The sequence below is a fragment of the Avibacterium endocarditidis genome, from assembly GCF_965138825.1.
Taxonomy (GTDB): Bacteria; Pseudomonadota; Gammaproteobacteria; order Enterobacterales; family Pasteurellaceae; genus Avibacterium; species Avibacterium endocarditidis.
The window spans coordinates 1-23,803 of the sequence record NZ_CBCSDH010000022.1 but is presented as its reverse complement, the minus strand read 5'-3'; the positions used below and the strand labels follow the sequence as shown (position 1 = coordinate 23,803).

24 protein-coding genes and 1 tRNA gene are annotated in these 23,803 nt (G+C 42.3%); 12 read left to right on the top strand and 13 right to left on the bottom strand.

The window, feature by feature from the left end:
• Positions 1-25 precede the first annotated feature (25 nt).
• Both ACNAV8_RS10545 and ACNAV8_RS10540 read right to left on the bottom strand, forming a co-directional pair.
• On the bottom strand, positions 26-1,195 hold the full coding sequence (locus ACNAV8_RS10545; RefSeq protein WP_410679710.1) for a phosphoglycerate kinase: 1,170 nt from the start codon (positions 1,193-1,195) through the stop codon (positions 26-28).
• 160 nt (positions 1,196-1,355) lie between these two features.
• Positions 1,356-2,096, bottom strand: coding sequence for a ribonuclease T2 family protein (locus tag ACNAV8_RS10540; RefSeq protein WP_103854870.1), 741 nt, complete (start codon positions 2,094-2,096; stop codon positions 1,356-1,358).
• 73 nt (positions 2,097-2,169) lie between these two features.
• On the opposite strand from ACNAV8_RS10540, the gene ACNAV8_RS10535 reads away from it, so the two are divergent.
• Positions 2,170-2,430: a YfhL family 4Fe-4S dicluster ferredoxin gene (locus ACNAV8_RS10535; RefSeq protein ID WP_017806339.1), complete on the top strand. Its 261-nt coding sequence runs from the start codon at positions 2,170-2,172 to the stop codon at positions 2,428-2,430.
• 4 nt (positions 2,431-2,434) lie between these two features.
• Here ACNAV8_RS10535 and ACNAV8_RS10530 read toward each other — a convergent pair whose 3' ends face one another.
• Complete coding sequence (locus ACNAV8_RS10530) at positions 2,435-3,481, bottom strand: TrmH family RNA methyltransferase (protein WP_103854869.1); 1,047 nt, start codon at positions 3,479-3,481, stop codon at positions 2,435-2,437.
• Positions 3,482-3,655: 174 nt separating this feature from the next.
• Here ACNAV8_RS10530 and pssA point away from each other — a divergent pair, with 174 nt between their 5' ends.
• Complete coding sequence (gene pssA, locus ACNAV8_RS10525; RefSeq protein ID WP_415777699.1) at positions 3,656-5,017, top strand: CDP-diacylglycerol--serine O-phosphatidyltransferase; 1,362 nt, start codon at positions 3,656-3,658, stop codon at positions 5,015-5,017.
• Between the two features lie 452 nt (positions 5,018-5,469).
• Here pssA and ACNAV8_RS10520 read toward each other — a convergent pair whose 3' ends face one another.
• The 3 genes from ACNAV8_RS10520 to ACNAV8_RS10510 all read right to left on the bottom strand — a co-directional run bounded on the left by ACNAV8_RS10520 (position 5,470) and on the right by ACNAV8_RS10510 (position 8,129).
• Complete coding sequence (locus tag ACNAV8_RS10520) at positions 5,470-5,931, bottom strand: DMT family transporter (protein WP_035686123.1); 462 nt, start codon at positions 5,929-5,931, stop codon at positions 5,470-5,472.
• 96 nt (positions 5,932-6,027) lie between these two features.
• Entirely contained in the window at positions 6,028-6,696 is a 669-nt protein-coding gene (locus tag ACNAV8_RS10515; protein ID WP_415777697.1) for an NAD(P)H-dependent oxidoreductase, read from the bottom strand.
• Positions 6,697-6,815: 119 nt separating this feature from the next.
• The gene (locus ACNAV8_RS10510) at positions 6,816-8,129 is read right to left on the bottom strand and encodes an anaerobic C4-dicarboxylate transporter (RefSeq protein WP_103855397.1); all 1,314 of its coding nucleotides are present in this window, start codon (positions 8,127-8,129) and stop codon (positions 6,816-6,818) included.
• A gap of 277 nt (positions 8,130-8,406) precedes the next feature.
• Here ACNAV8_RS10510 and ACNAV8_RS10505 point away from each other — a divergent pair, with 277 nt between their 5' ends.
• Both ACNAV8_RS10505 and secB read left to right on the top strand, forming a co-directional pair.
• Positions 8,407-8,853, top strand: coding sequence for a rhodanese-like domain-containing protein (locus ACNAV8_RS10505; protein ID WP_103855396.1), 447 nt, complete (start codon positions 8,407-8,409; stop codon positions 8,851-8,853).
• A gap of 18 nt (positions 8,854-8,871) precedes the next feature.
• Complete coding sequence (gene secB, locus ACNAV8_RS10500) at positions 8,872-9,378, top strand: protein-export chaperone SecB (RefSeq protein WP_103855395.1); 507 nt, start codon at positions 8,872-8,874, stop codon at positions 9,376-9,378.
• A 475-nt stretch (positions 9,379-9,853) separates the two neighbouring features.
• Here secB and ACNAV8_RS10495 read toward each other — a convergent pair whose 3' ends face one another.
• Both ACNAV8_RS10495 and ACNAV8_RS10490 read right to left on the bottom strand, forming a co-directional pair.
• Positions 9,854-10,177 carry an addiction module antidote protein gene (locus tag ACNAV8_RS10495; RefSeq protein WP_103854476.1) on the bottom strand — a complete coding sequence of 108 codons (324 nt, stop codon included), beginning with the start codon at positions 10,175-10,177 and terminating at the stop codon, positions 9,854-9,856.
• A complete protein-coding gene (locus ACNAV8_RS10490) occupies positions 10,158-10,484 on the bottom strand; it encodes a type II toxin-antitoxin system RelE/ParE family toxin (protein WP_103855394.1) in 327 nt (108 codons plus the stop codon). The genes ACNAV8_RS10495 and ACNAV8_RS10490 overlap by 20 nt, the downstream gene beginning before the upstream one ends.
• 204 nt (positions 10,485-10,688) lie before the next feature.
• Between ACNAV8_RS10490 and gpsA the strand changes: the two genes are divergently transcribed.
• On the top strand, positions 10,689-11,702 hold the full coding sequence (gpsA, locus tag ACNAV8_RS10485; protein ID WP_415777696.1) for an NAD(P)H-dependent glycerol-3-phosphate dehydrogenase: 1,014 nt from the start codon (positions 10,689-10,691) through the stop codon (positions 11,700-11,702).
• 1 nt (position 11,703) lies between these two features.
• Entirely contained in the window at positions 11,704-12,501 is a 798-nt protein-coding gene (gene cysE / locus ACNAV8_RS10480; RefSeq protein WP_103855393.1) for a serine O-acetyltransferase, read from the top strand.
• A gap of 85 nt (positions 12,502-12,586) precedes the next feature.
• Here the strand turns inward: cysE and selB are convergent, their stop codons facing one another.
• Together selB and selA are read right to left on the bottom strand one after the other, a co-directional pair.
• Positions 12,587-14,446 (bottom strand): selenocysteine-specific translation elongation factor, encoded by a 1,860-nt coding sequence (gene selB / locus ACNAV8_RS10475; RefSeq protein WP_415777695.1) that lies wholly within the window; start codon positions 14,444-14,446, stop codon positions 12,587-12,589.
• Positions 14,443-15,828 (bottom strand): L-seryl-tRNA(Sec) selenium transferase, encoded by a 1,386-nt coding sequence (gene selA, locus ACNAV8_RS10470; protein ID WP_415777694.1) that lies wholly within the window; start codon positions 15,826-15,828, stop codon positions 14,443-14,445. Before selA ends, selB begins: the two co-directional genes overlap by 4 nt.
• Before the next feature lie 167 nt (positions 15,829-15,995).
• Here selA and ACNAV8_RS10465 point away from each other — a divergent pair.
• Positions 15,996-16,090, top strand: a tRNA-Sec gene (locus ACNAV8_RS10465).
• Between the two features lie 16 nt (positions 16,091-16,106).
• On the opposite strand, the gene ACNAV8_RS10460 is transcribed toward ACNAV8_RS10465, so the two are convergent.
• Positions 16,107-16,997, bottom strand: coding sequence for a divergent polysaccharide deacetylase family protein (locus ACNAV8_RS10460; RefSeq protein WP_103855389.1), 891 nt, complete (start codon positions 16,995-16,997; stop codon positions 16,107-16,109).
• Positions 16,997-18,211, bottom strand: coding sequence for a murein hydrolase activator EnvC (gene envC / locus ACNAV8_RS10455; RefSeq protein ID WP_415777693.1), 1,215 nt, complete (start codon positions 18,209-18,211; stop codon positions 16,997-16,999). Before envC ends, ACNAV8_RS10460 begins: the two co-directional genes overlap by 1 nt.
• Before the next feature lie 242 nt (positions 18,212-18,453).
• Between envC and ACNAV8_RS10450 the strand changes: the two genes are divergently transcribed.
• Entirely contained in the window at positions 18,454-19,137 is a 684-nt protein-coding gene (locus tag ACNAV8_RS10450) for a 2,3-diphosphoglycerate-dependent phosphoglycerate mutase (RefSeq protein WP_126371273.1), read from the top strand.
• Between the two features lie 49 nt (positions 19,138-19,186).
• Here the strand turns inward: ACNAV8_RS10450 and tusA are convergent, their stop codons facing one another.
• The gene (gene tusA, locus ACNAV8_RS10445; RefSeq protein WP_103855388.1) at positions 19,187-19,426 is read right to left on the bottom strand and encodes a sulfurtransferase TusA; all 240 of its coding nucleotides are present in this window, start codon (positions 19,424-19,426) and stop codon (positions 19,187-19,189) included.
• Positions 19,427-19,496: 70 nt separating this feature from the next.
• Here tusA and ACNAV8_RS10440 point away from each other — a divergent pair, with 70 nt between their 5' ends.
• The 4 genes from ACNAV8_RS10440 (at position 19,497) to ACNAV8_RS10425 (ending at position 23,620) form a co-directional block, all read left to right on the top strand.
• Entirely contained in the window at positions 19,497-20,108 is a 612-nt protein-coding gene (locus ACNAV8_RS10440; RefSeq protein WP_103855398.1) for a YigZ family protein, read from the top strand.
• A gap of 11 nt (positions 20,109-20,119) precedes the next feature.
• Positions 20,120-21,583, top strand: a complete 1,464-nt coding sequence (locus ACNAV8_RS10435; protein WP_165779993.1) for a TrkH family potassium uptake protein — start codon at positions 20,120-20,122, stop codon at positions 21,581-21,583.
• Positions 21,583-22,092 (top strand): menaquinone-dependent protoporphyrinogen IX dehydrogenase, encoded by a 510-nt coding sequence (hemG, locus tag ACNAV8_RS10430; protein ID WP_415777691.1) that lies wholly within the window; start codon positions 21,583-21,585, stop codon positions 22,090-22,092. Before ACNAV8_RS10435 ends, hemG begins: the two co-directional genes overlap by 1 nt.
• A 358-nt stretch (positions 22,093-22,450) precedes the next feature.
• Positions 22,451-23,620, top strand: coding sequence for a pyridoxal phosphate-dependent aminotransferase (locus ACNAV8_RS10425; RefSeq protein ID WP_415777690.1), 1,170 nt, complete (start codon positions 22,451-22,453; stop codon positions 23,618-23,620).
• Positions 23,621-23,803 lie beyond the last annotated feature (183 nt).

Below are 23,803 nucleotides of genomic sequence, written 5' to 3'. Positions count from 1 at the left end.
TTCGCCATGCCCTAAAATCAATGAATTAGTTTTTTGCACGTTTCTCTAAAATTTCAACGGCAGGTAAGACTTTACCTTCTACAAATTCTAAGAACGCACCGCCACCAGTTGAAATGTAAGAAATTTTATCTTTGATGCCGAAAAGATCGATCGCTGCAAGAGTATCACCGCCGCCTGCGATAGAGAATGCACCGTTTTGAGTTGCTTCTACAATGGCATCTGCCACGACTTTTGTACCATTACGGAAGTTAGGGAATTCAAACACGCCCACTGGCCCATTCCAAAGAATAGTTTTTGCACTTCTAATAATTTTCGCTAATTCTTCTGCGGATTTTTCGCCAATATCAAAAATGGATTCATCGGCTTTCACATCATCAACAGACTTTTCAATCGCTGGTGCAGTTTCAGAGAACTCTAAACCTACGCGAACATCTGTTGGCACTGGGATTTGTGTGGCTTTTGCTAAGCGTTGTGCTTCAGGGATTAAATCCGCTTCGTATAAAGATTTACCCACATCTTTGCCTTCTGCTGCGATGAAAGTATTTGCGATACCGCCGCCAACAATCAGTTGATCCGCCACTTTAGAGAGGGAATCTAACACGGTTAATTTGGTTGATACTTTTGAACCACCCACAATAGCTAACATTGGACGTTGTGGCTCTTTTAAGGCTTTGCCTAAGGCATCTAATTCCGCCGCTAATAATGGGCCAGCACAAGCGATTGGCGCAAATTCTGCTACGCCATAGGTTGAAGCTTGCGCACGGTGTGCTGTACCAAAAGCGTCCATCACAAAGACATCGCAAAGTGCGGCGTATTTTTTACCTAATTCTGGATCGTTTTTCTTTTCACCTTTGTTGATACGCACGTTTTCAAGTACCACGATTTCGCCATCGTTCACTTCTACGCCGTCTAAATAATCACGGGCTAAACGCACATTAAAGCCTGCGTCTTTTAAGTAATCAACCACAGGTTGGAGGGAATCTTCAGGTTTGAATTCGCCTTCGGTTGGACGACCTAAGTGAGAAGTAACCATCACTTTCGCGCCTTTTTCAAGGGCGAGTTTTAAGGTTGGAATGGTTGCTTGAATACGTGCATCAGACGTTACTTTGCCGTCTTTTACTGGCACATTCAGGTCGGCACGAATAAATACGCGTTTACCTGCTAAATCTAGGTCGGTCATTTTAATTACTGACATAATTTACCCTCTATATAGTTTAAAAAATAAATAATCACTGCGTGGCATTATACCTAGTTATCGCCAGCTTGTAACTGCTTTAGATCAAATTATCTGCGGGATTTTTTCGCTTTTAAATTAATTCCATTAAGTTATTTCAAGCCAGACTTAGAACCTTATATTAGCGAGGACAATCCATCACTTGCCACTGCAAATCATAACAAATAAATAATTCATTATGGCTTGCCCGCAAATACGCCCCTTTTAATTGTGGATTGTGCTTTTTCAGCCACGCAAACAATTCTTTACGCGACATATTTTGATCGGGCAGCGTTAAAGTGCGGTATAAATTTTGCTGTTTTTCAAAATAAGCATTAGCATTATTGAAAGCACAAGCCCCGTGCTTTTCCCATTCGCCTTGTAACAAATTGGCACTCGGGCTATCGGCTAAATATTTTTTGATAATTGCGGGATCAACCATCGGTAAATCGCCACGACAAAAACGCGGGTGCTCGCTCACCGAATGGGCATTGGCATTTTGCGGCCATAAGCCGTGGATCACCCAGCCATATTGTTGAGTGCCACATTGGCTCATTAAAGATTGCGGCAAATTGCCGTTGTAACGCTCTTTTTGCGCTTGGCAAAATCCCGGCGACCAAGACAACGCCAGCATATAATAATCCACGGGTGCGCTTTTATTTTGCCCAATGGCGTCATCGCGCATAATGTAATCATAATTCTCGCCAAGTGATGCTTGTGTATTTTGTTGCTTTGGTGTCTTTGCTTGATTTTGCTGAGATTGCGCCGTGGGTTCAGGTTGGTGTGTTTTTTCGCTAGGCTGAAAATAATTCCAAATCAATGCAATACCTGCAATGATTAATGTGCCTAAAAAAGAAAGTCCTTTGTTGTTTTTCTTGCTCATTTTGTTTTGCCTATTTAATTTTCCTTGCCGATTCTTTATAATCTCGCCCTTTCAATAATTTTACGGGGAAATTATGGCACTTTTAATTACAGATAAATGCACAAATTGCGATATGTGCTTGCCAGAATGCCCGAATGATGCCATTTCCGTGGGCGATGACATTTATGTGATCGATCCCAATCTTTGTACGGAATGTGTGGGGCATTATGATACCCCAACTTGCCAAAAAGTTTGCCCGATCACCAACTGCATTAAGCCCGATCCCGAGCATCAAGAAAGCGAAGCCCAATTGTGGGAGCGCTTTGTGTTAATTCATCATTCTGATCAGTTATAGCGATTTAAAGGGTTTTCTCCGCCCATTTTGCCAATAACACGCCCGTTGCCACCGCAACATTCAAGCCAGCTTTCAGCGGATTGGCAAGGGATAAATTCACTACTTCATCGTGATTTTTTGCCAAATTTTCACCCGCACTTTCGCTTAAAACAAAGACCACTTTATCGCTCAATTTCAGCTGAGCGAACGGTTTCGCTTGCTTGCTTTGGCTTAAATGCACGATTTGATAGCCTTTTTCACGCAATTTTTCTAACGCCTGTTCACTGCTATCGACAAGCAAAGTATGCACATATTCCGCACCACCTTCTGCCACACGCATTGCTGCGGCAGAATTTAACAAATCTGCTTCGCTTAACACTAAACCTTTCACGCCATAGACCGCACAAGTTCGCACGATTCCGCCAATATTATGTGCGTTATGCACATTATCGAGTAAGATCAACGCATCTTTTTCACGTGGAATATCTAAATAACCGCTCAATGTAAAATGACGCGGCTTTTTCACCAACATACAAATGCCGTTGTGATGTTCCGTGCCGCTCACAAGTGTAAGCTCTTTGCTATCGACAACGTGATAGACTTTTTTATTCGCCGCCAAATAGCTAAATAACTCGCCCACACGGTGCGCCATTTCCACAGTTGTCCACACGCGAACAATGTTTTCAGGACGCTCAGCAAATAGTGCAAGGCACGTATTTTCACCATACACCTTCATTTCTTCTGCGCGATTTTTCTTAATCTTTTCTGGCGCGCGAGGGGAAAGTGGGCCGGTTTTTTTCTGCTTTTCTTTCACACCGGTGCTTTTTATCACCACTTTCACATTGGCTGTACCGCGCGCATTTCCCATTGTTAATTCTGTGCGTTGTTGCACTTTTTCAGCGGATTTTGTGGGTGTTCTTTCACGCGAGAAAGTGCGTTTGTCGTCCTTTTTGCCACGGGAAGAATGAGGGGAAAAGTGCGGTGCTTTTTTATCTTGTTTTTCGCCAGAATAGCGTTCATTGAAGCGTTTGCTGGAATCTGCTTGCTGGAAAGTCGGTTTTTTTGCGTTCATTTTATGTTGCCAAATTGTGATGAATGTGAGAAAAGTGGGTAAAAAAGCACCGCACTTTATGGGAAAATGTGACCATTATAACGAAAAAATATCTTTTTTCTACCAAGCCAAGAAGTAAATATTGTAAACTACAAGGCTGAAAAAAATGGATTATCAAAATTAGAGTAAAAAATTATGTTGATAAATAAAACGAAAAGGGCAGAAGAAAATTTGCAAGCTTTGCCGAGTTTGGCACTACAATCCTCGCAAATTGACTTTCTTCACCACCCTGCGGAATTTAAGCAACAAATTATCCAGCTTATTCGTGAAGCAAAAACACGCATTTATATCACCGCACTTTATTGGCAAAATGATGACGCGGGGCAAGAAATTTTAAATGAAGTGTTTTCCGCTAAAAGCCGTAATCCCGAGCTTGAAGTGAAAATTTTTGTCGATTGGCATCGTGCGCAGCGTAATTTGCTTGGCGCAGAAAAATCTGCCACCAACGCAGATTGGTACTGCGAACAACGTGCCATTCATCAATATGGTGAACACGCCCATTTGTTTTTCGGTGTGCCAGTGAACACGCGCGAAGTGTTTGGCGTGTTGCATATTAAAGGCTTTATTTTTGATGATACCTTGTTATATAGCGGGGCGAGCATTAATAATGTGTATTTGCAGCAAAATGAAAAATACCGCTACGACCGTTATCATAAAATCACCCATTCCGCCCTTGCGGATTCAATGGTGAGGTTCCTGCAACAGTATCTCCTGAGCAATCAAGCGGTGCTACCATTGGATAATTCTAAACGCCCAAGAACCAAAGAAATTCGCCAGCATATTCGTGCTTTCCGTAAAGGCTTGGCAGCAGATGGGCAGTATAAGTTTGTCAACGAAGAAAATTCTGGCTTAAAAATCACCCCACTTTTTGGCTTAGGCGGTGGTGCAAACCTGCTTAACCGTACGATTGAAGATCTTTTCCAGATCGTGCAAGAAAAATTGGTGATCTGTACGCCATATTTTAATTTTCCACGTCCATTACAACAAAAAATCCGCCGTTTATTACAAAAAGGCAAGCACATTGAAATTATCGTGGGCGACAAAACCGCCAACGATTTTTACATTCCCCCTTCACAGCCGTTCAAAATGGCGGGCGCACTGCCTTATTTATATGAAAGCAATTTACGCCATTTCAGCCAAAAATTTGAACAGCAAATTAACCAAGGCCAGCTTGTTATTCGCACTTGGAAAGACGGCGAGAACAGCTATCACCTAAAAGGTGTGTGGGTGGACGATAGCCATATTTTATTAACTGGCAACAACCTAAACCCACGCGCTTGGCGTTTAGATGCAGAAAATGGCTTGCTCATTCAAGACCCAGCCCAACAGCTGCAAGCCCAAGTGCAACAAGAGCTAGACTGCATCCGCCAACACACCACCCAACTAAAACACTACACGGAACTGGACGAACTCTCACAATACCCAGCCCCAGTGCAAAAACTACTAAAAAAATTCGCCCGTATCAAAGCGGATAAATTGGTGAAGATGATTTTGTAAGATGGCTAAATCTCCCTAGATTTTCAAATATTTGCTATCTTTCAAATCTCCGTTGTTTTTCAATTCTCCCCTAATCCCTCTTTGCTAAGGAGGGGGGATTTCTTGGGGCATCATTCACAAATTTCTTAGCGATATTGTTTGCATTTTTATGTGCATAGATAGAATGAGGCTTCAGCCCATCAAATCAGGTCATCAAAGGGAATAAATTACATTAAATGATGGGCTAAAGCCTATTCTACGTTTTGTTGTTGTGGATATATCTTTCAGGCGGACACACAGGTCCGCCACTACACTTTGTTGCAATGAGAAAATTCAATAAAGCAAAAAGTGCGGTGTTTTTTTCGGGATTTTTAACTTTATTGCTTTTTACCAGAGATCTTAAACACGTTTCAATCCTGTCCCCCCTCTGTTAGTAAAGAGAGGTTAGAGGAGAGTTGAAGAATAGAAAAGCCCTACCCAAACAACCTTTTCCCAAAGAAAAACAGCACGAGGCCTAACCCCATAAACACAAAGCCGATGAGTTGCCAGATTTGGATTGGGCGGGCGGTCATTCCGATTAAGCCAAAATGATCGATGATGGCGGCGGCGATGAGTTGGCCGACAATAATAAAAAAGAGCATATTGGTTACGCCCATTTTCGGTGCAAGAAAAATAGTGGTGAACACCACTAACGCCCCCAGTGGACCGCCGAGAAGTTTCCATAGGGGTTGTTTTGGCACTTGTTGCAAGGCGGTGAAAAGATCAGCCTTCCACCAGCAAATGAAAAAGAGCAGTAATGTCCCTGTTGCGAAGGAAATTAAGGCGGCGACAACAGGTTGCCCCATTAATGAACCGGCAAGTTGGCTGTTAATGGCGGCCTGCGTGGCAAGGGCGACACCGGCACATAGGGCAATCAAAATAAAAGAAATTAGCATAATTGTTCCGAGATTTTTTAGAAAAGAAACGTTGAGAAATTTACACCGTACTTTGTCTTTGCGAGAATGAAAGTGCGGTGCGATTTTTGGGGATTTTTATTTCACCCACTCCACCACGTCATCAAAGGCTTGGCGTGTTTTTTCTCTTGGTTCGTTTAGGCGATAACCAAACGCAGCCATTACGCTGAGTTTGTATTCATCAGCTTTGTATAAGCCTTCTGCCACCAATAAATCATTCATTTTTTCTAGTGGGAAGCCTTCAATCGGGGTGCTGTCGATGTCGATCATTGCGGCGCTAGTGAGCATATTGCCGAGTGCGATATAACTTTGGCGGCACGCCCAGTTGTAAAACGCCACGGGGTTTTCAGTTAGAGCAAAATCCTTTTCAGTGAAGTTGCGGTAGAAATTTTGACGCATTTTTAACGCCTCTTCAGGGATATGATGCACATCACGCATCATATGTGGCACATAATCGCCATCAGCGAGCAGAGTTTGCGGTTGGCGGACAAGGATCACCACAAAATGGCTACAATCCATCACTTTATCTTTCGCCCCCCACGCATTATCGCGGATCAGCTCTTTGATGTGCTGATTTTCGATCACTAAGAATTTCCACGGCTCAAAACCGAAAGAACTCGGCGAAAGACGGGCAGTTTCTAAAATAAAACGGAAATCCTCATCGCTGATTTTTTTGCTTGGATCATATTGTTTGCACGCGTGGCGGAAATAATAAGCATCAAGAATTTGTTGTTTTGAAATGGTCATTGTGATTTTCCTTTTGTTAGGTCAAGTGGCGATATTATGCGGAAGTTTACGGGGGAATGCTAGATAAAAAAACTGAGCGATGATATCGCTCAGTTTAGAAAGGAAAGTGCGGTCTAAATTTACAATAAAATATTGGCGAATAATAAACCGAACGCCAAGCTGAATGCCATACTTAATAAGCCCGGCAACATAAAGCTGTGGTTAAAGATAAATTTACCAATGCGTGTTGTGCCGGTGGTATCAAAGTCAATGGACGCAATGATTGGGCCGTAGTTTGGAATGAAGAAGTAACCATTTACTGCCACAAATACCCCAACTAATACAGGAGCTGGAATGCCGAGTGCGATCCCTACTGGGAAAAGAGTGGCAACCGTTGCCCCTTGGCTATTTACTAACACAGAAAGCACAAATAAGGCGATGGCGAATGTCCAAGGTGCGGTTTCTACCAACACTTTCACGCTTTCTTTTACTTCAGTCATATGGGCTTGCATTAAGGTATCACCTAACCACGCGATACCGAAAATGGCGATAACCGCACGCATACCTGCGTGGAATACGGAACCCTGTGTAATGGCGTTGCCGTTTGGTTTACAAGTTAAGATGATTAACGCACCCACGGTAAGCATTACGATTTCGATAGTGTGTGCCATTCCCATTGCTTTGCCGTCAAAGGCTGGGCGTAGGCTTGGGAATGCCCCCATCAATACCACAAGCAATGCACCAAATAGGAATAATCCCACAGACAATTTTGCTGTTGGTTTTAATTGAATGTTGTCTGGGTTTACGTCAGTGTGGTTTTCTTTTACATACTCAGGATCTTGTAATAAACGTTGATAATTCGGGTCATCTTTTAATTCTTTACCCATTTTATTCACGAAAATACAAGCCACCGCTAAACCTAAAATGGTTGATGGCATTGTTACCATTAATACATCACCAAGGTGAATGCCTTGTGGTTCAAGATAGGCTACTACCGCCACCACTGCCGCAGCGATTGGGCTAGCAACGATAGCAAATTGTGAAGCAATCACAGCCATTGAAAGTGGACGCTCAGGACGAATGCCGTTGTGGCGGCTTACTTCAGCAATCACAGGTAATACAGAATAAGCAACGTGGCCTGTTCCTGCTAATACAGTGAATGTCCAAGTTACTGCTGGCGCAATAAAGGTGATGTATTTCGGGTGTTTACGCAAAATGTTGGTAGCAATTTTGATCATATAATCTAAACCGCCTGCTGCTTGCATTGCTGCCGCTGCAGAAACCACCGCCATAATCATTAACATTACGTTAATGGGTAAGCCCGCTGGTTGTAAACCAAAGCCGAAAGAGAGAATAGCAAGCCCTGCGCCGCCCATTACTCCCAAGCCGATACCGCCAATGCGTGCACCAATCAAAATGCACACCAAAACGATGGCAAATTGGAGAAAAAACATAGTAAGACCTCTTGTAAACGATAAAAGATAAAATGATTTTCTTTTTGAAAATAGCCAAAAGAAAATGTCCACATAAAGGGGATATCCCTATAATCGGGCGCTAATATAGCAATAAAGCGTCATTATCGCTATATTTCCGCTAACTATTTTTGTTTATCTCTTGATTTAGAATAAATTATTGAATAACGACACAGGAATTTCACAGACTTCCTTTGAAAGATCAATAAAGTGCGGTTATACTTAAGCCTTTATTTTGAACTAAAACATAGAGAGTAAAATGCAAGAATTTCTACCGATGGCAACCGCTTTTGCCAAAAATCACACATTAATGGTTATTTCTTGGATAGCCGTATTTTTTCTCGTTATTTATACCTATTTCAAAGCATTCATCACCAAAGTGAAAACCATTGAGAATGCGGAATTGGTTAGTTTAATGAATAATAAAGATGCCACCGTGATCGATGTGCGCACCCTTGATGAATTTGAACGTGGGCATATTATTCACAGCATTCATTTACTACCAAGCGAAATTAAAAATCAAAATATTGGTAAAATTGAACAGCATAAAGACAAGCCTGTTGTGGTGGTTTGTGCCACAGGAATGGCAGCTGGCGCGTCCGCAGAGCTTTTGGCTAAAAAAGGATTTAGTGACGTGTACGCATTAAAAGAAGGGATTGCAGGTTGGCGTTCAGCGAATTTGCCATTAGTGAAAAAAGATAAATAACTCACAGAGGAATAGAAAATGACTGAGCAAAATCAAGAAGTTGCAACGGAAGCACAAGCAACAGAAGCCGTATTACAAATTCAACGCATCTATATTAAAGATGTGTCTTTTGAAGCACCAAATCTTCCACATATTTTCCAACAAGAATGGAAACCACAACTTTCTTTCGATTTAAACACCGAAGTGGTTGAATTGGGTGAAGATCTTTATGAAGTATGTTTAAACATTTCCACCGAAACCACCCTTGAAGAAAGCGGTGATGTGGCATTTATTTGTGAAGTAAAACAAGCAGGCGTATTTACTGTGAGTGGCCTTGAAGGGGTTCAACTTGCCCATTGCTTAACCTCACAATGCCCAAATATGCTTTTCCCTTATGCGCGTGAATTAATTGCCAGCCTTGTAAACCGCGGCACATTCCCGCCATTAAATCTTTCTCCAGTAAACTTTGATGCACTCTTTATGGAATATCTAGAGCGCCAACAAGCGGAGCAAGCACAAAGCGAGCAACCAGAAACCGTGAATTAATCAGAAAAGTGGGCGAAATGCCCACTTTTTTTATATAAATTTCCAAATTACTGCTGTTTTTCCAAATCTCTCCTTGCTTTCCAAATCTCCCCTAACCCCTCTTTACTAAAGAGGGGAATCAGATCAACGCGTATTTAAGATCTCAAGCAAAAACAATAAAGCCAAAAATCCAGAAAAATCCACCGCACTTTTCTGCGTCATCGAATTTATCATCGCAAAAATGTAGTGGCGGACCGATGTGTCCGCCTGAAAGATATACCCACAACAACAAAACGTAGGATGGGCTTTAGCCCATCATTTTATGTAATTTATTCCCTTTGATGACCTGATTTGGTGGGCTGAATCCTCACTCTACCTATCCACATAAAAATGTAAATAATGTCCCAAGAAATCCCCCTCTTTAGTAAAGAGGGGTTAGGGGAGATTTGTTAGCTATATTGTACGATTGGTTATGTGAAAATAATTATGGAAAAAATCACCGCACTTTAATTGTTGGCACGAGTTCCAAATTAAACGCCGCGAGAATTTTTTGTATGGTTTCAAATCTCGGTTTACTGCCTTTGGATAGGGTTTTATACAGACTTTCGCGCCCTAAACCTGTTTGTTTAGCCAGCTCCGTCATTCCTCTTGCTCTTGCGACATCGCTTAAGGCTTCTAAAAATTCGTCTTGATTACCTTCTTTTAGCACTTCCATTAAATATGCTTGAATAGTTTCTTCATCATTCAAATATTCAGCCACATCAAAAGGCTTCAAGCCTAGCTCTTCTACTGCTGATTCATTAATATTCGTTGATTTCATTTTTCCCCCTTTGTAATACATTAAATAATTGTTTAGCTCTTTCTATATCATTTTTTTGTGTTGATTTATCGCCACCGCATAACAATACATAAACGACCTTGCCCTGCTGTATATAATAAACGCGATACCCTGCACCTGTTGCAATTCGCATTTCATAAATACCATTTGCTCCAGCAAGTGGTTTATGATCGCCAAAATTTCCTTTAATCGCATTTTTAATTCGTCTTGCTATTGTCGCTTTGGCGATTGGGTTCTTTAGTTTGGTAAGCCATAATCTAAATTCATCTGTGAGAATAATTTCATTCATTATAGTTAAGCCTTGTTGCTACTTTTTTAAATTGTATTCGATAGGATACAATTTGACAAGGTAATCTATCCAAATACTTTATGTAGCGCCCCACCACTAAGCTACTTCTGTAAAAATTCTATTTTCAGTCTAATTCAAGTAGGTTAAACTCAAGGCATTAATAGTGAGTGTGATTCACCTTTATTTTCATTATGGGGATTATTAATGCACAACAACATCTCAAATTCACCCATTACTGTGATTGGCGCAGGATCTTACGGCACGGCGCTGGCCATCAGCTTTTCTCGTAATGGTTCGCCGACTTATCTTTGGGGACACGATCCCGCACATATGCAACGCTTGAATGAAGAACGTTGCAACCAAGCCTTTTTACCGAATATCCCTTTCCCAAGTGCGCTTGAGATTGAAAGCGATCTTGCAAGTGCGGTGCAAAAATCGCGAGATTTATTGATCGTTGTACCAAGCCACGTTTTTGGCGAAGTTTTACAAAAAATCCGACCGCACTTACAACCCCATCACCGCATTGTGTGGGCAACCAAAGGCCTAGAGCGTGATACAGGGCGTTTATTGCAACAAGTGGTGGAAGAAAAACTTGGTACGCAATATCCCCTTGCGGTGCTTTCTGGCCCAACCTTTGCGAAAGAGCTGGCGGCAGGATTGCCTACGGCGATAGCGCTGGCTTCACACGATCAGGCTTTCGCGGAAGAGTTTCAGGCGCGTATTCATTGCAGCAAACATTTCCGTGTTTATATTAATCGGGATATGATCGGTGTTCAGCTTGGTGGCGCGATTAAAAACGTGATCGCCATTGGCGCTGGAATGTCTGATGGTATGGGCTTTGGCGCAAATGCACGCACTGCCTTGATTACCCGTGGCTTGGCGGAAATCAGCCGATTAGGTGAAGCCCTTGGAGCAAATCCAAGCACCTTTATGGGAATGTCTGGCTTAGGTGATCTGGTGCTAACCTGTACCGACAACCAATCGCGTAACCGCCGTTTTGGTTTAATGCTTGGGCAAGGCAAAAATGCCGAAGAAGCCTTGGCTGAAATTGGACAAGTGGTGGAAGGGTTCTACAACACCAAAGAAGCCTATTTACTCGCTCAGCGCCACGGAGTAGAAATGCCGATTACCGAACAAATTTACCAAGTGTTATTCTGCGGTAAAAATGCGCAAGATGTGGCCTTAAGCCTGCTTGGACGCGAGCGCAAAGGAGAATAAAATGCCAGCTGAAGTTTGGAAATTACTCCGTCAAGAAGCGAAAGAATTAGCAGAATGTGAGCCAATGCTCGCCAGTTTTTTTCATTCCACCATTCTTAAACATCAAAATCTTGGCAATGCGTTGAGCTATATTTTGGCGAATAAATTAGCCAATCCCATTATGCCAGCCATTGCCCTGCGTGAAATTATTGAAGAAGCCTACCAAGTTGAGCCTGATATTATCGGCAGTGCTGCTTGTGATATTCGTGCGGTGCGCCAACGAGATCCTGCGGTGGAATTATGGACAACGCCGTTGCTTTATTTAAAAGGCTTTCACGCCTTACAAAGCTACCGCATTACCCATTATTTATGGCAGCGTAACCGCAAGGCGCTGGCGATTTATTTGCAAAATGAAATTTCCGTTGCCTTTGATGTGGATATTCACCCTGCGGCGAAAATCGGCTGCGGCATTATGTTCGACCACGCCACAGGCATTGTGGTGGGCGAAACCTCAGTGATTGAAAATGATGTCTCCATTCTACAAGGCGTTACCCTTGGCGGAACAGGGAAAGAATCTGGCGACCGCCACCCGAAAGTGCGTGAGGGCGTTATGATTGGTGCGGGCGCGAAAATTCTCGGCAATATTGAAATTGGCCGTTACGCCAAAATCGGCGCAAATTCTGTGGTGTTGCAAGCCGTGCCAGAATACACCACCGTAGCAGGCGTGCCATCAAAAGCCATCGGCAAAGACAAAGCTGCTAAGCCAGCTTTTGAAATGAATCAATGCTTTATTGACGATAAATTCAATGTAAATATCTAATTTCTGCTTTTTTACATAACAAAAGCAAAATAAAAGTGCGGTAAAAAATTTAGAGATTTTCCACCGCACTTGTTTTTTCTGTGAATTACAAATCAAACAAATCCCTATCATGCAATAAATGTACATTGCCTTTACGGCGTAAAAATCCGCATCGATCAAAATATTCCATTAATTGCACCGTCATTTTTCTTCCCCATTGCAATTCATCACGCAGCTGATTAACAGAAATCTCCCCCTGTTGCAGAATAAATACCTTGATCCAGCGAGCATAAGCATAAAGGGTTTCGGTGAGCATAAAACGATCACGCACGATAGGGGTGAGATAACCTAATTTCCCTGCTTTATAAAGAAAATTACGCATTTCACTTTCTTCAAGCTCGAGCAAATTGGCTAGATCGCGTACCCAAAGGGCTTGTCCTTGTTGTTGCTCAAAGTGAGCTAGCACTTTTTTCCATAAGGCTTGTTCTTCAGCGTTGAAACGAATTTTATGCTTAGGAAGATGTAACCAGCCGCGCGTTTGCTGAATTTTATTTTGCTCTAGAAGCTTTTCAATAAAGTGATAGATTAAAGTTTCTGGCTGATTAATGGCTGCAATGCGATATAAACGCGCTTTGCTCAATCCTAGCTGGTCTGGCTGTTGTTGATGATAATTTGCCAAGGTTTCAATGAGTTTATCGGATTGCCTTTGTTGATAGTCTTGGCTAAATGCCCAACCTTGCCAAGCCAGCGCCTGATTATCGGCAATCAAAGCGCTGAGTTGGGCTTCTTCCATTTGTTCCAGCCAAGCCAATTCAGCCAACTGCATAGGACGATGCTGTAAATAATAGTTCAAGCGTTGATCGAAATGCTGTGATGCTAGTAAATTTTGCAAAAAATTCAACCGCACTTCGGTGCGTTTATAACGTTTTGGTGAATGGATTTCAACCACTTTACCGCCAGCCAATAAGGATTTTGCATCGCCTGTGCGTAAAATTAATTTATCGCCAAAGGTTAAAAATAGCGGTTCTTGCAAAATTAGCTCTGCTAAGGCTCTTTGTTGGGGGGAAAGCTGCTTAGCTTGTAATAATGTGATCTTTCCCGTGGTGCGAGATGCTGCGTGATAAATATGCACCGCTTGGCTTTCTTGCAAGTTTTGCGCAGCCTCGACTTCAATGGTAATCCGATCCGTTGGCGAGCCTGGCGGTTGCGAAAAAAGCCAATCCCCACGCTGAATCGCCTCTCGTGAAACCTCGGTTTGAATATTTAACGCCAAGCGCTGTCCCGCTTGACCAAGTTCGGCTTGGCTATCTTGGCTGTGGATATTCTTCACTCTCACTTTTTGCCCAGTGGAAAGATAAAGCTCATCATTGATTGCAACCTGTCCACTGAAAGCCGTACCCGTTACCACCGTTCCGGCCCCTTTAATGGTAAAAATTCGGTCAATGGCATAACGGAAAGGCTTGTTGCGGTCTGCCAGTTCAGGCAAATTGGCTAAATAATGTTGTAATTCTGCGATGCCTTGCCCTGTTTGGGCGGAAGTAATAAAAAATGGGCTTTCTACCAAGAATGGATATTGCTGAATAAGCGATTGTTTTACTTCATTAATTTGCGACTCGCTGGCTTTATCCGCTTTTGTCAGCACCACAATAATTTGTGCAAAATGCAATAAACGCAAAATAGCTAAATGTTCCGCTGTTTGTGGTTGAATGCCTTCATCTGCTGCCACAATCAACATTGCGTAATTTACGCCACCTAAGCCTGCGAGCATATTAGAAAGAAATTTTTCGTGGCCGGGGACATCAATAAAACCGAGCGTTTTCTCTTGCAACGGCAAATAGGCATAACCCAAATCAATGGTCATTCCACGTTTTTTTTCTTCAGGTAGGCGATCGGCATTCGTGCCTGTTAAAGCCCGTAGCAACGCGGTTTTACCGTGATCAACGTGGCCTGAGGTAACAATAATCATAGTTGCTCCAAGGTATTTAGTAGGCGCTCAAAATTCGCAAGGCTACGCAAATCGAGCCAAAGTTTATTTTGCTCCACTCGACCAATAATTGGTTGAGGAAGTTGTTTGAAGCGCTGGATAAGTGCGGTCAATTTTTGCGAGTTTTTTTCTTCAAGGGTTACCGCCACAGAGGGAATTTTCGCTAAAGGCTGCGCGCCGCTGCCAATCTGTGCTTGGCTTTCTTCCACGCGGATTGTATAGGAAAAATTTAACTGATTTTCCAACCGCACTTTGAGTATTTCCGCCTGTTGGCGTAATGCCGACACAGGCTGGGTGAGTAAATGCAAACTGGTAAGTTTTTCCGCCAATTTCTCAGACTGAAGATATAAACGCAAGGTCGCTTCTAAGCCCGCTAAAATCACTTTATCGCAACGCAATGCCCGTTTCAGTGGGTGAGATTGCAATTGGTCAATAAAATCTTTTTTCCCAACAATAATGCCAGCCTGTGGACCACCTAGTAATTTATCCCCAGAAAATGAGATTAAATCCATACCTTGTTGCCATTTTTCCTGTACAGTAGGCTCAGCGGGTAAGCCATATTGGCTGAGATCGACTAACGCACCGCTGCCTAAATCCGTCATCACAGGTACATTCATTTCCTTGCCAAGTTGTGCTAATTCCGCTTCGCTGACAGAATGTGTAAAGCCACAAATTTGATAATTGCTGCTATGAACTTTCATTAAAAAGGCGGTATTTTCGTTGATCGCACGGCGATAATCCGCCAAATGGGTGCGATTTGTTGTTCCCACTTCCACCAGTTTACACCCTGCTTGCTGCATAATATCTGGAATACGGAATGAGCCGCCAATCTCAATGAGTTCACCACGCGAAATCACCACTTCTTTGCCTGCCGCAAAGGTGGCTAACATCAGCAACACCGCCGCTGCATTGTTGTTCACCACGCAAGCGGCTTCCGCCCCCGTGAGTTCACATAATAACTCGCTAATATAATTATCTCGATGGCTACGCTTGCCTTCCGCCAAATCGTATTCCAATGCCACATTCTCTTGCATCGCCAATAACGCCGCTTGCTGTGCAGCATTCGCCCACAATGCGCGCCCTAAATTTGTATGCAGCACTGTACCTGTTAAGTTATGCACAGGCTGAATTTTCACTTGCTGCTGAGTTTGTAATTGTCGTTGAATTTCCGCGATTAGCGTGGAATTATCGTGAAAAAAGTGCGGTATTTTTTGCGTATTTTTTATTTCAGCGCGTGCATTTTCAAGCAAACTGCGGCAAATTTTCACCACCGCACTACGCCCAAATTCTGCGATCAAAGACGCAATTTCAGGCTGCTTTAGTAATTTATCAATGGAAGGAAGTTGTTGGAATAGGCTGTTCATTGTGCTGTCCTATCTGTCATTTATGCCATTTTAGGAAAATTAGCTTTAATCATACTGTTTTTTTGTTGAAAATTCAGCCCTAACTTATCAAGTGTGTTGTATTGATTAAATTTCCCCAGCAACACCTTGAATAATCAGCCGATTTCCTTTAAAGTGAACACACTTTCGGAAGATAGGCGTTTCCGGTGAAACGGCAGGACTTCAAATCCTGTTAAGGTTGCCAGCAATCTTGGGTGGGTTCGACTCCCATTGTCTTCCGCCACTTCTTTTCATTTCCTTTATCTTGGAATGCCCCGCAATAATGGCACATCTTGAAAAGGCGCAACAGAAGTTGGCGCTGGGGTAGTGTTAAATAGCATAATAAACGGCTTGATTGGTACAATCTTTTCTCCTCGCCATAAGCTACCAATATTCACTAATTGAATATCATTTGGTAGATGGCGTAAGCCATTTTGTAGTACAGCGACCGTGTTTTTACGCGGATGTCCGATGACGATTGCAGTACCGTGTTTACGTGCATAGGCAATGGCTTGTTGAAATTGGCGTTGAACATCGGCGAACGCATCGCTATCATCTAAGAAAATATGGCGATCTAGGGCTTTTACGCCTTGTTGCTTTGCGGTTTTACTTGCCACTGAACGACCAATGGTTCGGCTATCTAAGAAAAATAAATGCTGTTCTTGCAATGCGATCATTAATTTCGTCATTAAATCTTGATCCGCCGTTGCTGCACTGCCCATATGGTTATTTAACCCGATAGCATAGCTCACAATGTTTTTCGCTTTTTGTATGTTTTCATTCACTTGTTGTTGCGACATTCCTAAACTCAGTCCACCAGCCTCAATTTTATGGTTACCAAGGGGTTGCATTGGCAGATGAATTAGCACATCACGTTTTTGCTGTTCGGCTTGTGCGTTGCGTTGTTTGGCGTAAGGCGCAGAGGGAATAATTGCCACCGAGATTTCTTTCGGCATTGCATAAATGGCGGCATCTTCTTTCGGGCGATAGCCCACATCATCAATCACAATGGCTAGACGTGATTGGCTGAGCGCAATTGTGGAGAATAGGCTCAAGCAAAGTGCGGTGGAAAAAATAAACAAATTTTTGACCGCACTTGTTTTCTTTATGAATTGTTTTTTCACGCGTTGTTTTTGATTAGAGTTTTTCATTATCGCAACCAACCTGTTGGATTGACCGCGACGCCTTTGCGGCGAATTTCAAAATACAGCCCTGAGCGTGATTGTCCACCTGATGATCCCACTTCGGCAATTTTCTGTCCTGCTTTCACTAGTTGCCCTTCTTTGACTGACACGGCGCGGTTATAGCCGTATAAGCTCAGATCATTTTCGCCGTGTTTGATGATCACCATTAGCCCATAACCTTGCAGCCAGCTTGCCAAAATCACACGTCCATCGGCAATTGCGCGTACAGACGCCCCTGCATTTGCACCAATCACGATCCCTTTCCATTTAAGCTCGCCCATTTGCGTTGAACCGAAACGGTTAAGAATTTTTCCTGACACGGGATATTGATATTGTCTTTGTGGTTTGCCCAGCCCTGAACTGCTTGCCATAAGCTGTTTTTCTTGCGCCGTTGGTGTGTAAGGTTTTTGGCTTTTTTGTTCCTCTTGGCGTTTTTTCTGTGCTAAGGCTTCACGTTCACGTTTTTCTTGCTCACGAGCCTGCTGTTCCGCGCGCTGGATTTGTTGGCGTAAGGCATTTTCGTTCGCTTTCAAGCTGTCCAATTTATTCTGATCTTTGGCTAAACTTTTATTCAGCTGATTGAGCGTGGATTGGCGTTCGCGCTGCACTTTTTGCAAACTTTGCTGCTGCTTTTTTTGCTCATTGAGCTGATTTTGTTGCTCTTTTTGTTGATCTTGAATATTGGCTTTTTCTTTCTTGAGCTGTGCTTGCGTTTGTTTCAGATCTTCAATTAATGCAAGGCGAGCTTGGTTCATATGATCATAATAAGCCTTCATTCGTTCCGCTTTTTGGGCATCTTCGGAAAACAGTTTTTCCAACATTGAAGGATTAATCCCCGAGCGGTACATTGCATCGATCTGTTTAGCCAGTTTTTCTTTCTGATTTTTTTCTTGTCTTTCTAAGTGTTTGATTTGTTTATCTGTATCCGCCATCATTTTGCGAATTGCTTTTAGGTCAGATTCTGTTTTGCGCAGTTGGCCGACCACGCCGTTAATTTGCAACTCCTGATTTTTTAGGGTGGATTGCAATTTATTTTGTTCACGTTTTTGTTCAGCAATTTTCTGTTCTTGCTGTTTGATCTGTTTTTGAATCGCAGACAGATCAGCGCCTTGCACGGCGAAAGGCAGTGCGCAGGCAAAAAAGAAAAGTGCGGTGATTTTTTTCAACGTTTTTTCTCTCATTAATAAAATTAGAAACTAAAACTGGCGGCTAAAAATGTGCATAACTATACCATTATTTGCGCAAGGCGCTAAATGTTCGGCGGAAAATTTTTGTACAAATCTGAAAATCCTCGCTTAGGGAAAAATCACAACCTAGCAAATCCTTGCGAAAGATCAGGAAAGTAACGCTTTTTCCTTTTAAAAGATTGAAATTTTTGCTATAAAATGCCCAGTATTTTTTCATTAACATTAGGAGATTTTCTATGGAATTAGTGTTTATCCGTCACGGTTTTAGTGAGTGGAATGCAAAAAACTTATTTACTGGCTGGCGTGATGTGAACTTAACCGAACGTGGTGTGGAAGAAGCTAAGGCCGCAGGTAAAAAATTATTAGATGCGGGGTATGAATTTGATATTGCCTTTACTTCTGTATTAACTCGTGCAATTAAAACCTGTAACATCGTGTTAGAAGAATCTAACCAACTTTGGATTCCACAAGTGAAAAGCTGGCGTTTAAATGAGCGTCATTATGGTGCGTTACAAGGTTTAGATAAAAAAGCCACCGCAGAGAAATATGGTGAAGAACAAGTGCATATTTGGCGCCGTTCTTATGATACTTTACCACCATTACTTGATCCAAATGATCCGCATTCTGCGCATAATGATCGTCGTTATGCACTTCTCCCACAAGATGTTGTGCCAGATGGCGAAAATTTAAAAGTTACTTTAGAGCGTGTGTTACCTTTCTGGGAAGATCAAATTGCACCAGCATTGTTGTCGGGTAAACGTGTATTGGTTACTGCGCACGGCAACTCATTGCGCGCTTTGGCAAAACATATCATCGGTATTTCTGATGAAGACATTATGGATTTTGAAATTCCAACAGGTCAGCCGTTGGTGTTAAAACTTGACGATAAATTAAACTTTGTAGATAAATTCTATCTATAATTGTTCTGACAAAAAAAGGTGCGTTTAACGCACCTTTTTATTTTGCTTTTTACTGCCCCTTTTGCACCCAATATTTAAACGGTGTACTTTCTGTTTCGCTTTTAAGTAAGCGATGATCCATAAATTGACAAAAACTTGGAATATCTCTTGTGGTGGCGGGATCGTCGGCAAGAATGAGCAACACTTCCCCTTCTTGCATATGGCGAATTTGCTTGCGTACTAGCATTACCGGTTCTGGGCAACGCAGTCCTTGGGTGTCTAACTGTTGGTGAATATGAATTTCGCTCATTGTTTATTTTTCGTTGAAATGATTTTGTGCGTATAATACCGTTCAATTGAAAATTGGTCAAAATGACAGGATTATGGAATATTTCATCCCGCAAAGTGCGGTGGTTTTTGAAGAAGAAATTAAGAAAAGTCGTTTTATTACTTATCTTAAACATACGGAAGGTTTAGAACAAGCGAAAGCCTTTTGGCAGGAAATTCGTACCCAGCACCCTAATGCGCGCCATCATTGTTGGGCAGCGGTGGCGGGCAAGCCTTCGGATTCTCAATCTTTAGGCTTTTCTGATGACGGCGAACCTGCAGGCACGGCGGGCAAACCAATGCTGAATGCCTTGTTGGGTAGCCAGATTGGTGAGATCAGTGCTGTGGTGGTGCGCTATTATGGCGGAATTTTGCTCGGCACGGGCGGTTTAGTGCGCGCTTATGGCAATGGCGTGCAACAGGCGTTGAAATTGCTCGAAACCACAATGAAAGTGGAACGAGAACATTTTTGTTTAACTTGCGATTATGACCAAATTAACTGGCTGCAACATTTATGCGAGCAGCAAGATGTGTTGATTGAATCGCAAGATTTCCAAGAAAAAGTGCATTTTGTGTTGGCAATTCGTCCTGATAAACGCGCTGCGTTTGAACGAGAATTAACCGAGCGTTCAGCAGGGCAGTTGGCTATCATCGCAATAAAATAAGAGAGAACATTGTGCATATATTATCTATTTTTCGAATTATCGGCATTTTGGTGATGTGCTTTTCAGCCACAATGCTCGTGCCAGCTTTTGTGGCGCTGATTTATGGCGATGGTGGCGGAAAAGCCTTTATGCAAGCCTTTATTGCCAGCTTTTCTTTTGGTACGTTGTTGTGGTGGAGCTGTCATCAACATAAACAGGAATTGCGTGCCAGAGAAGGCTTTCTTATTGTGGTGGCGTTCTGGGTATTGCTCAGTTTATTGGCGGTGATCCCTTTCTTATTATTTGATGAATTAACAATGAGCTTTGCCGATGCCACCTTTGAAGCCTTTTCAGCACTCACTACCACGGGCGCAACGGTGATGTCGGGGCTAGATAATTTACCTAAATCCATTTTATTTTATCGCCAACTTTTGCAATGGCTAGGCGGAATGGGATTGATCGTCTTAGTGGTAGCAGTCGTACCAATTTTGGGCATTGGTGGTAGTCAGCTTTATCGTATTGAATCCTCAGGGCCGCTTAAAGATCAGAAAAATCTTCCCAGAATTGCAGAAGTGGCAAAGTTGTTGTGGATTTTATATTGCGTGCTGACCACTGTGTGTATTATTGCCTATTGGGGCGCGGGAATGTCGCTATTTGACGCGATTTCTCATAGTTTCTCTACCGTGTCTAATGGCGGAATGTCCACCCACGACGCGAATTTAGGCTATTTCAACAATTCCACTATTTACTTTCTGGCTGCCTTTTTTATGCTGGTAGCTGGCTGCAACTTTGGGCTGCACATCACCGCGCTAACCCATTGGAAGCACCAAAGCCTATGGAAAACTTACTGGCACGATCCCGAATTTCGCTTCTTTTGTTTAGTGCAAGGCTTCTTTATTTTGGTGCTATCCCTTGGGCTATACCTTTCTTTCGATAACCTTTCCTTAATTGATGCCTTCGCGCAGGGGAGCGCGCAATCGGCCTCAATGGCGATGACGTCGGGTTACACCTTATTTGATTTCAATCAGTTACCGCCTTTTTTAGGAATGATGCTAGTGTTCGCAGGATTATTGGGTGGTTGTGCAGGTTCAACATCAGGTGGGCTCAAAATGATCCGCGTTTTGGTGGTATGGTTGCAATTTAAGCGCGAGCTAAAATCCCTTGTGCACCCTAACTTAGTCGTTCCCGTAAAATTAGGCGATAATCTCTTGTCTATGCACGTTATCGAACGTATTTGGGCATTTTTAATCGCTTTTTTCTTAACCTTCTGGCTCTGCGTTTTCGCAGCTATTTTATGTGGAATGAGCGCATTTGATTCCATCGGCGCTGTTTTTGCCGCGATTACTAATGCAGGCCCAGGCTTGGGAATGATTAGCACCAGCTTTGCTGACGTGCCAGATAGCGCAAAATATGTTTTTTCTTTCGCAATGGTGGCGGGACGTTTAGAAGTCTTCTCATTATTAGTGCTATTTAGCCCCGCATTTTGGAGAACCTAATGAAAACCTTGATTTTATATTCTAGCTATGACGGGCAAACGCAAAAAATCGCCCAATTTTTGGCAGAAAAGTTAAGCGCAGAAGTGCGTAGTATTAATGAGAATATGGCTGACTTAGCGGAATTTGAACGCATTATTATTGGCGCATCGATTCGTTATGGACACTTTAATAAATTGCTCTATAAATTTATCGAAAAAAACACCTCACTTTTAAATCACAAAAAAACAGCATTTTTCGGCGTCAACCTTACCGCTCGCAAAGCAGATAAAAATACCCCAGAAACTAATGTCTATGTGCGGAAATTTCTACAACGCATTGCTTGGAAGCCCACTTGTGCCGCTGTGTTTGCTGGCGCATTGTTGTATCCCCGTTATGGCTGGTTCGACCGAATGATGATTCGTTTTATTATGAAAATCACTGGCGGCGAAACTGACACCAGTAAAGAAGTTGAATATACCGATTGGCAAAAAGTGGCGGCGTTTGCAGAGCAGATAAAGCTGTTAAGTTAGATAAAAGAAAGTGCGGTAAAAATTTTGCTAATTTTTCACCGCACTTTGTATATTTGTGTAAAGGGACAAATGGATTTTACGTTGCAATATTAGCACCTCAAAAATGTGTTTTCTTCAGTTTTCCCTCGGTTTCCTTCTTTTTCCTACAAGAAAACATTTCTCATACGGCAGTAATCCCTTTAAATTGAATTAAAATTCATTTTTTATGCATATAAAGTTAAAGGTTGTGTTTTATTACTTGACAAGCTAGCTGAAATGTTACAAATTTAACTCACTTTGAATAAGCAAATTTATTGTGCTTGAAATGCTTATTTTGTGATTTTGAAATTTAATGACTAAAACTAAATAAGGAATAATTATGCAAATCAATCGTCGTCGTATGTTACAACTTGCTGCAGCAGGTGTTGCCGCGGGTTTTTTCAATCATAAAGTGCTTGCCGAAACGCAACCGATTACCGCACAGATAACGTTCACGCTACCAAGTGCTGAACATCCTTTATTGTTAAACTTCAATGAAAACTCATTGGGAATGAGTGCCTCTGCGCGTCAAGCTGTGATTAATCATCTTAATTTATCCAACCGCTATCCTGACAGTGAGCGTGAAGGCTTGATTGAAGATATTGCTAAGCGTTTCAATCTTAATACAGAAAATGTAGGATTAGGTAATGGTTCTTCTGAAGCCATTGAGGCTGTGATTTCAGGCTGGATTCAACAAGCGAATGATAAAAAACAAGCGGTACAAGTGATTGCGCCCGATCCAACATTTGGTATTTATGAAGATTATGCTGCAGCTCGCAATATACCTGTAGTAAAAGTTCCGCTAAAAGCAGATCTCTCATTTGATCTTGATGCGATTCGAGCCAAGGCAGATCAATTTGATGGGATTAGCATTATTTATCTTTGTAACCCGAATAACCCAACGGCATTGCTAACACCAAATAGCCAGTTAGCTCCTTGGTTAGATAATATCCCAGCGAATCATCGCTTGTTGATTGATGAGGCTTATGCAGAATATGCAGAAAGCGATCCGCAATTTACCAGTGCGATAGAATGGGCGTGTAAAGGCACTGAACGTTTGGCGGTAACCAGAACGTTTTCTAAATTGTATGCCTTAGCCGGTTTGCGGATTGGTTATATGGTGGCAGCGAAATCAGAAATGGATTATTTACGCCAATTTTTAAGTGCTGATAATACCAACTTAACTGCGGCAGTAGCGGCGCGTGCAACCTTAGCGGATAACGCCTTTTTACAAGAAAGCCGTCGCGTTACAGATGAATCTCGCCGTATGGTGATGAAAGCACTTGATGAATTAGGGCTTACTTATGTGGCAAGCAGTGCGAATTTCATTTTTCATCGCATCAAAGGTGATAGTGTTGAATACGCTAAGAGAATGAAAGCATACAATATTGTGGTTGGTCGTCCTTTCCCACCATTAACGAATTACAATCGTTTAACGCTAGGAACGCCGGAAGAAATGGCATATTTGATTCAGGTATGGAAAGAATTTCGCACAAAAGGCTGGATCTAAATTGAGATCTGAAAAGGATACCAAATAGTATCTTATAAATTTATAGAGTTTATAGGCGGAAAACTTGCTAATTTTCCACCGCACTTTGCCTGATAATTCAGCAGTGTGAGTTCAAAATAATCAGTTGCAATGATTTTTCGTGTTTTTTGCGATTTTTTTGCAAAAAGGGGTTGCAAAGATTTT

Excerpts from the sequence above, each read along its gene's own strand:
- selA (WP_415777694.1), bottom strand. The coding sequence starts at position 15,828 with ATGAACAGCCTATTCCAACAACTTCCTTCCATTGATAAATTACTAAAG.
- ACNAV8_RS10450 (WP_126371273.1), top strand. The coding sequence starts at position 18,454 with ATGGAATTAGTGTTTATCCGTCACGGTTTTAGTGAGTGGAATGCAAAA.
- selB (WP_415777695.1), bottom strand. The coding sequence starts at position 14,446 with ATGATTATTGTTACCTCAGGCCACGTTGATCACGGTAAAACCGCGTTG.
- cysE (WP_103855393.1), top strand. The coding sequence starts at position 11,704 with ATGCCAGCTGAAGTTTGGAAATTACTCCGTCAAGAAGCGAAAGAATTA.
- gpsA (WP_415777696.1), top strand. The coding sequence starts at position 10,689 with ATGCACAACAACATCTCAAATTCACCCATTACTGTGATTGGCGCAGGA.
- ACNAV8_RS10490 (WP_103855394.1), bottom strand. The coding sequence starts at position 10,484 with ATGAATGAAATTATTCTCACAGATGAATTTAGATTATGGCTTACCAAA.
- ACNAV8_RS10540 (WP_103854870.1), bottom strand. The coding sequence starts at position 2,096 with ATGAGCAAGAAAAACAACAAAGGACTTTCTTTTTTAGGCACATTAATC.
- ACNAV8_RS10515 (WP_415777697.1), bottom strand. The coding sequence starts at position 6,696 with ATGACCATTTCAAAACAACAAATTCTTGATGCTTATTATTTCCGCCAC.
- envC (WP_415777693.1), bottom strand. The coding sequence starts at position 18,211 with ATGAGAGAAAAAACGTTGAAAAAAATCACCGCACTTTTCTTTTTTGCC.
- secB (WP_103855395.1), top strand. The coding sequence starts at position 8,872 with ATGACTGAGCAAAATCAAGAAGTTGCAACGGAAGCACAAGCAACAGAA.
- ACNAV8_RS10510 (WP_103855397.1), bottom strand. The coding sequence starts at position 8,129 with ATGTTTTTTCTCCAATTTGCCATCGTTTTGGTGTGCATTTTGATTGGT.
- hemG (WP_415777691.1), top strand. The coding sequence starts at position 21,583 with ATGAAAACCTTGATTTTATATTCTAGCTATGACGGGCAAACGCAAAAA.
- pssA (WP_415777699.1), top strand. The coding sequence starts at position 3,656 with ATGTTGATAAATAAAACGAAAAGGGCAGAAGAAAATTTGCAAGCTTTG.
- ACNAV8_RS10495 (WP_103854476.1), bottom strand. The coding sequence starts at position 10,177 with ATGAAATCAACGAATATTAATGAATCAGCAGTAGAAGAGCTAGGCTTG.
- tusA (WP_103855388.1), bottom strand. The coding sequence starts at position 19,426 with ATGAGCGAAATTCATATTCACCAACAGTTAGACACCCAAGGACTGCGT.
- ACNAV8_RS10460 (WP_103855389.1), bottom strand. The coding sequence starts at position 16,997 with ATGAAAAACTCTAATCAAAAACAACGCGTGAAAAAACAATTCATAAAG.
- ACNAV8_RS10530 (WP_103854869.1), bottom strand. The coding sequence starts at position 3,481 with ATGAACGCAAAAAAACCGACTTTCCAGCAAGCAGATTCCAGCAAACGC.
- ACNAV8_RS10505 (WP_103855396.1), top strand. The coding sequence starts at position 8,407 with ATGCAAGAATTTCTACCGATGGCAACCGCTTTTGCCAAAAATCACACA.
- ACNAV8_RS10425 (WP_415777690.1), top strand. The coding sequence starts at position 22,451 with ATGCAAATCAATCGTCGTCGTATGTTACAACTTGCTGCAGCAGGTGTT.
- ACNAV8_RS10520 (WP_035686123.1), bottom strand. The coding sequence starts at position 5,931 with ATGCTAATTTCTTTTATTTTGATTGCCCTATGTGCCGGTGTCGCCCTT.
- ACNAV8_RS10535 (WP_017806339.1), top strand. The coding sequence starts at position 2,170 with ATGGCACTTTTAATTACAGATAAATGCACAAATTGCGATATGTGCTTG.
- ACNAV8_RS10545 (WP_410679710.1), bottom strand. The coding sequence starts at position 1,195 with ATGTCAGTAATTAAAATGACCGACCTAGATTTAGCAGGTAAACGCGTA.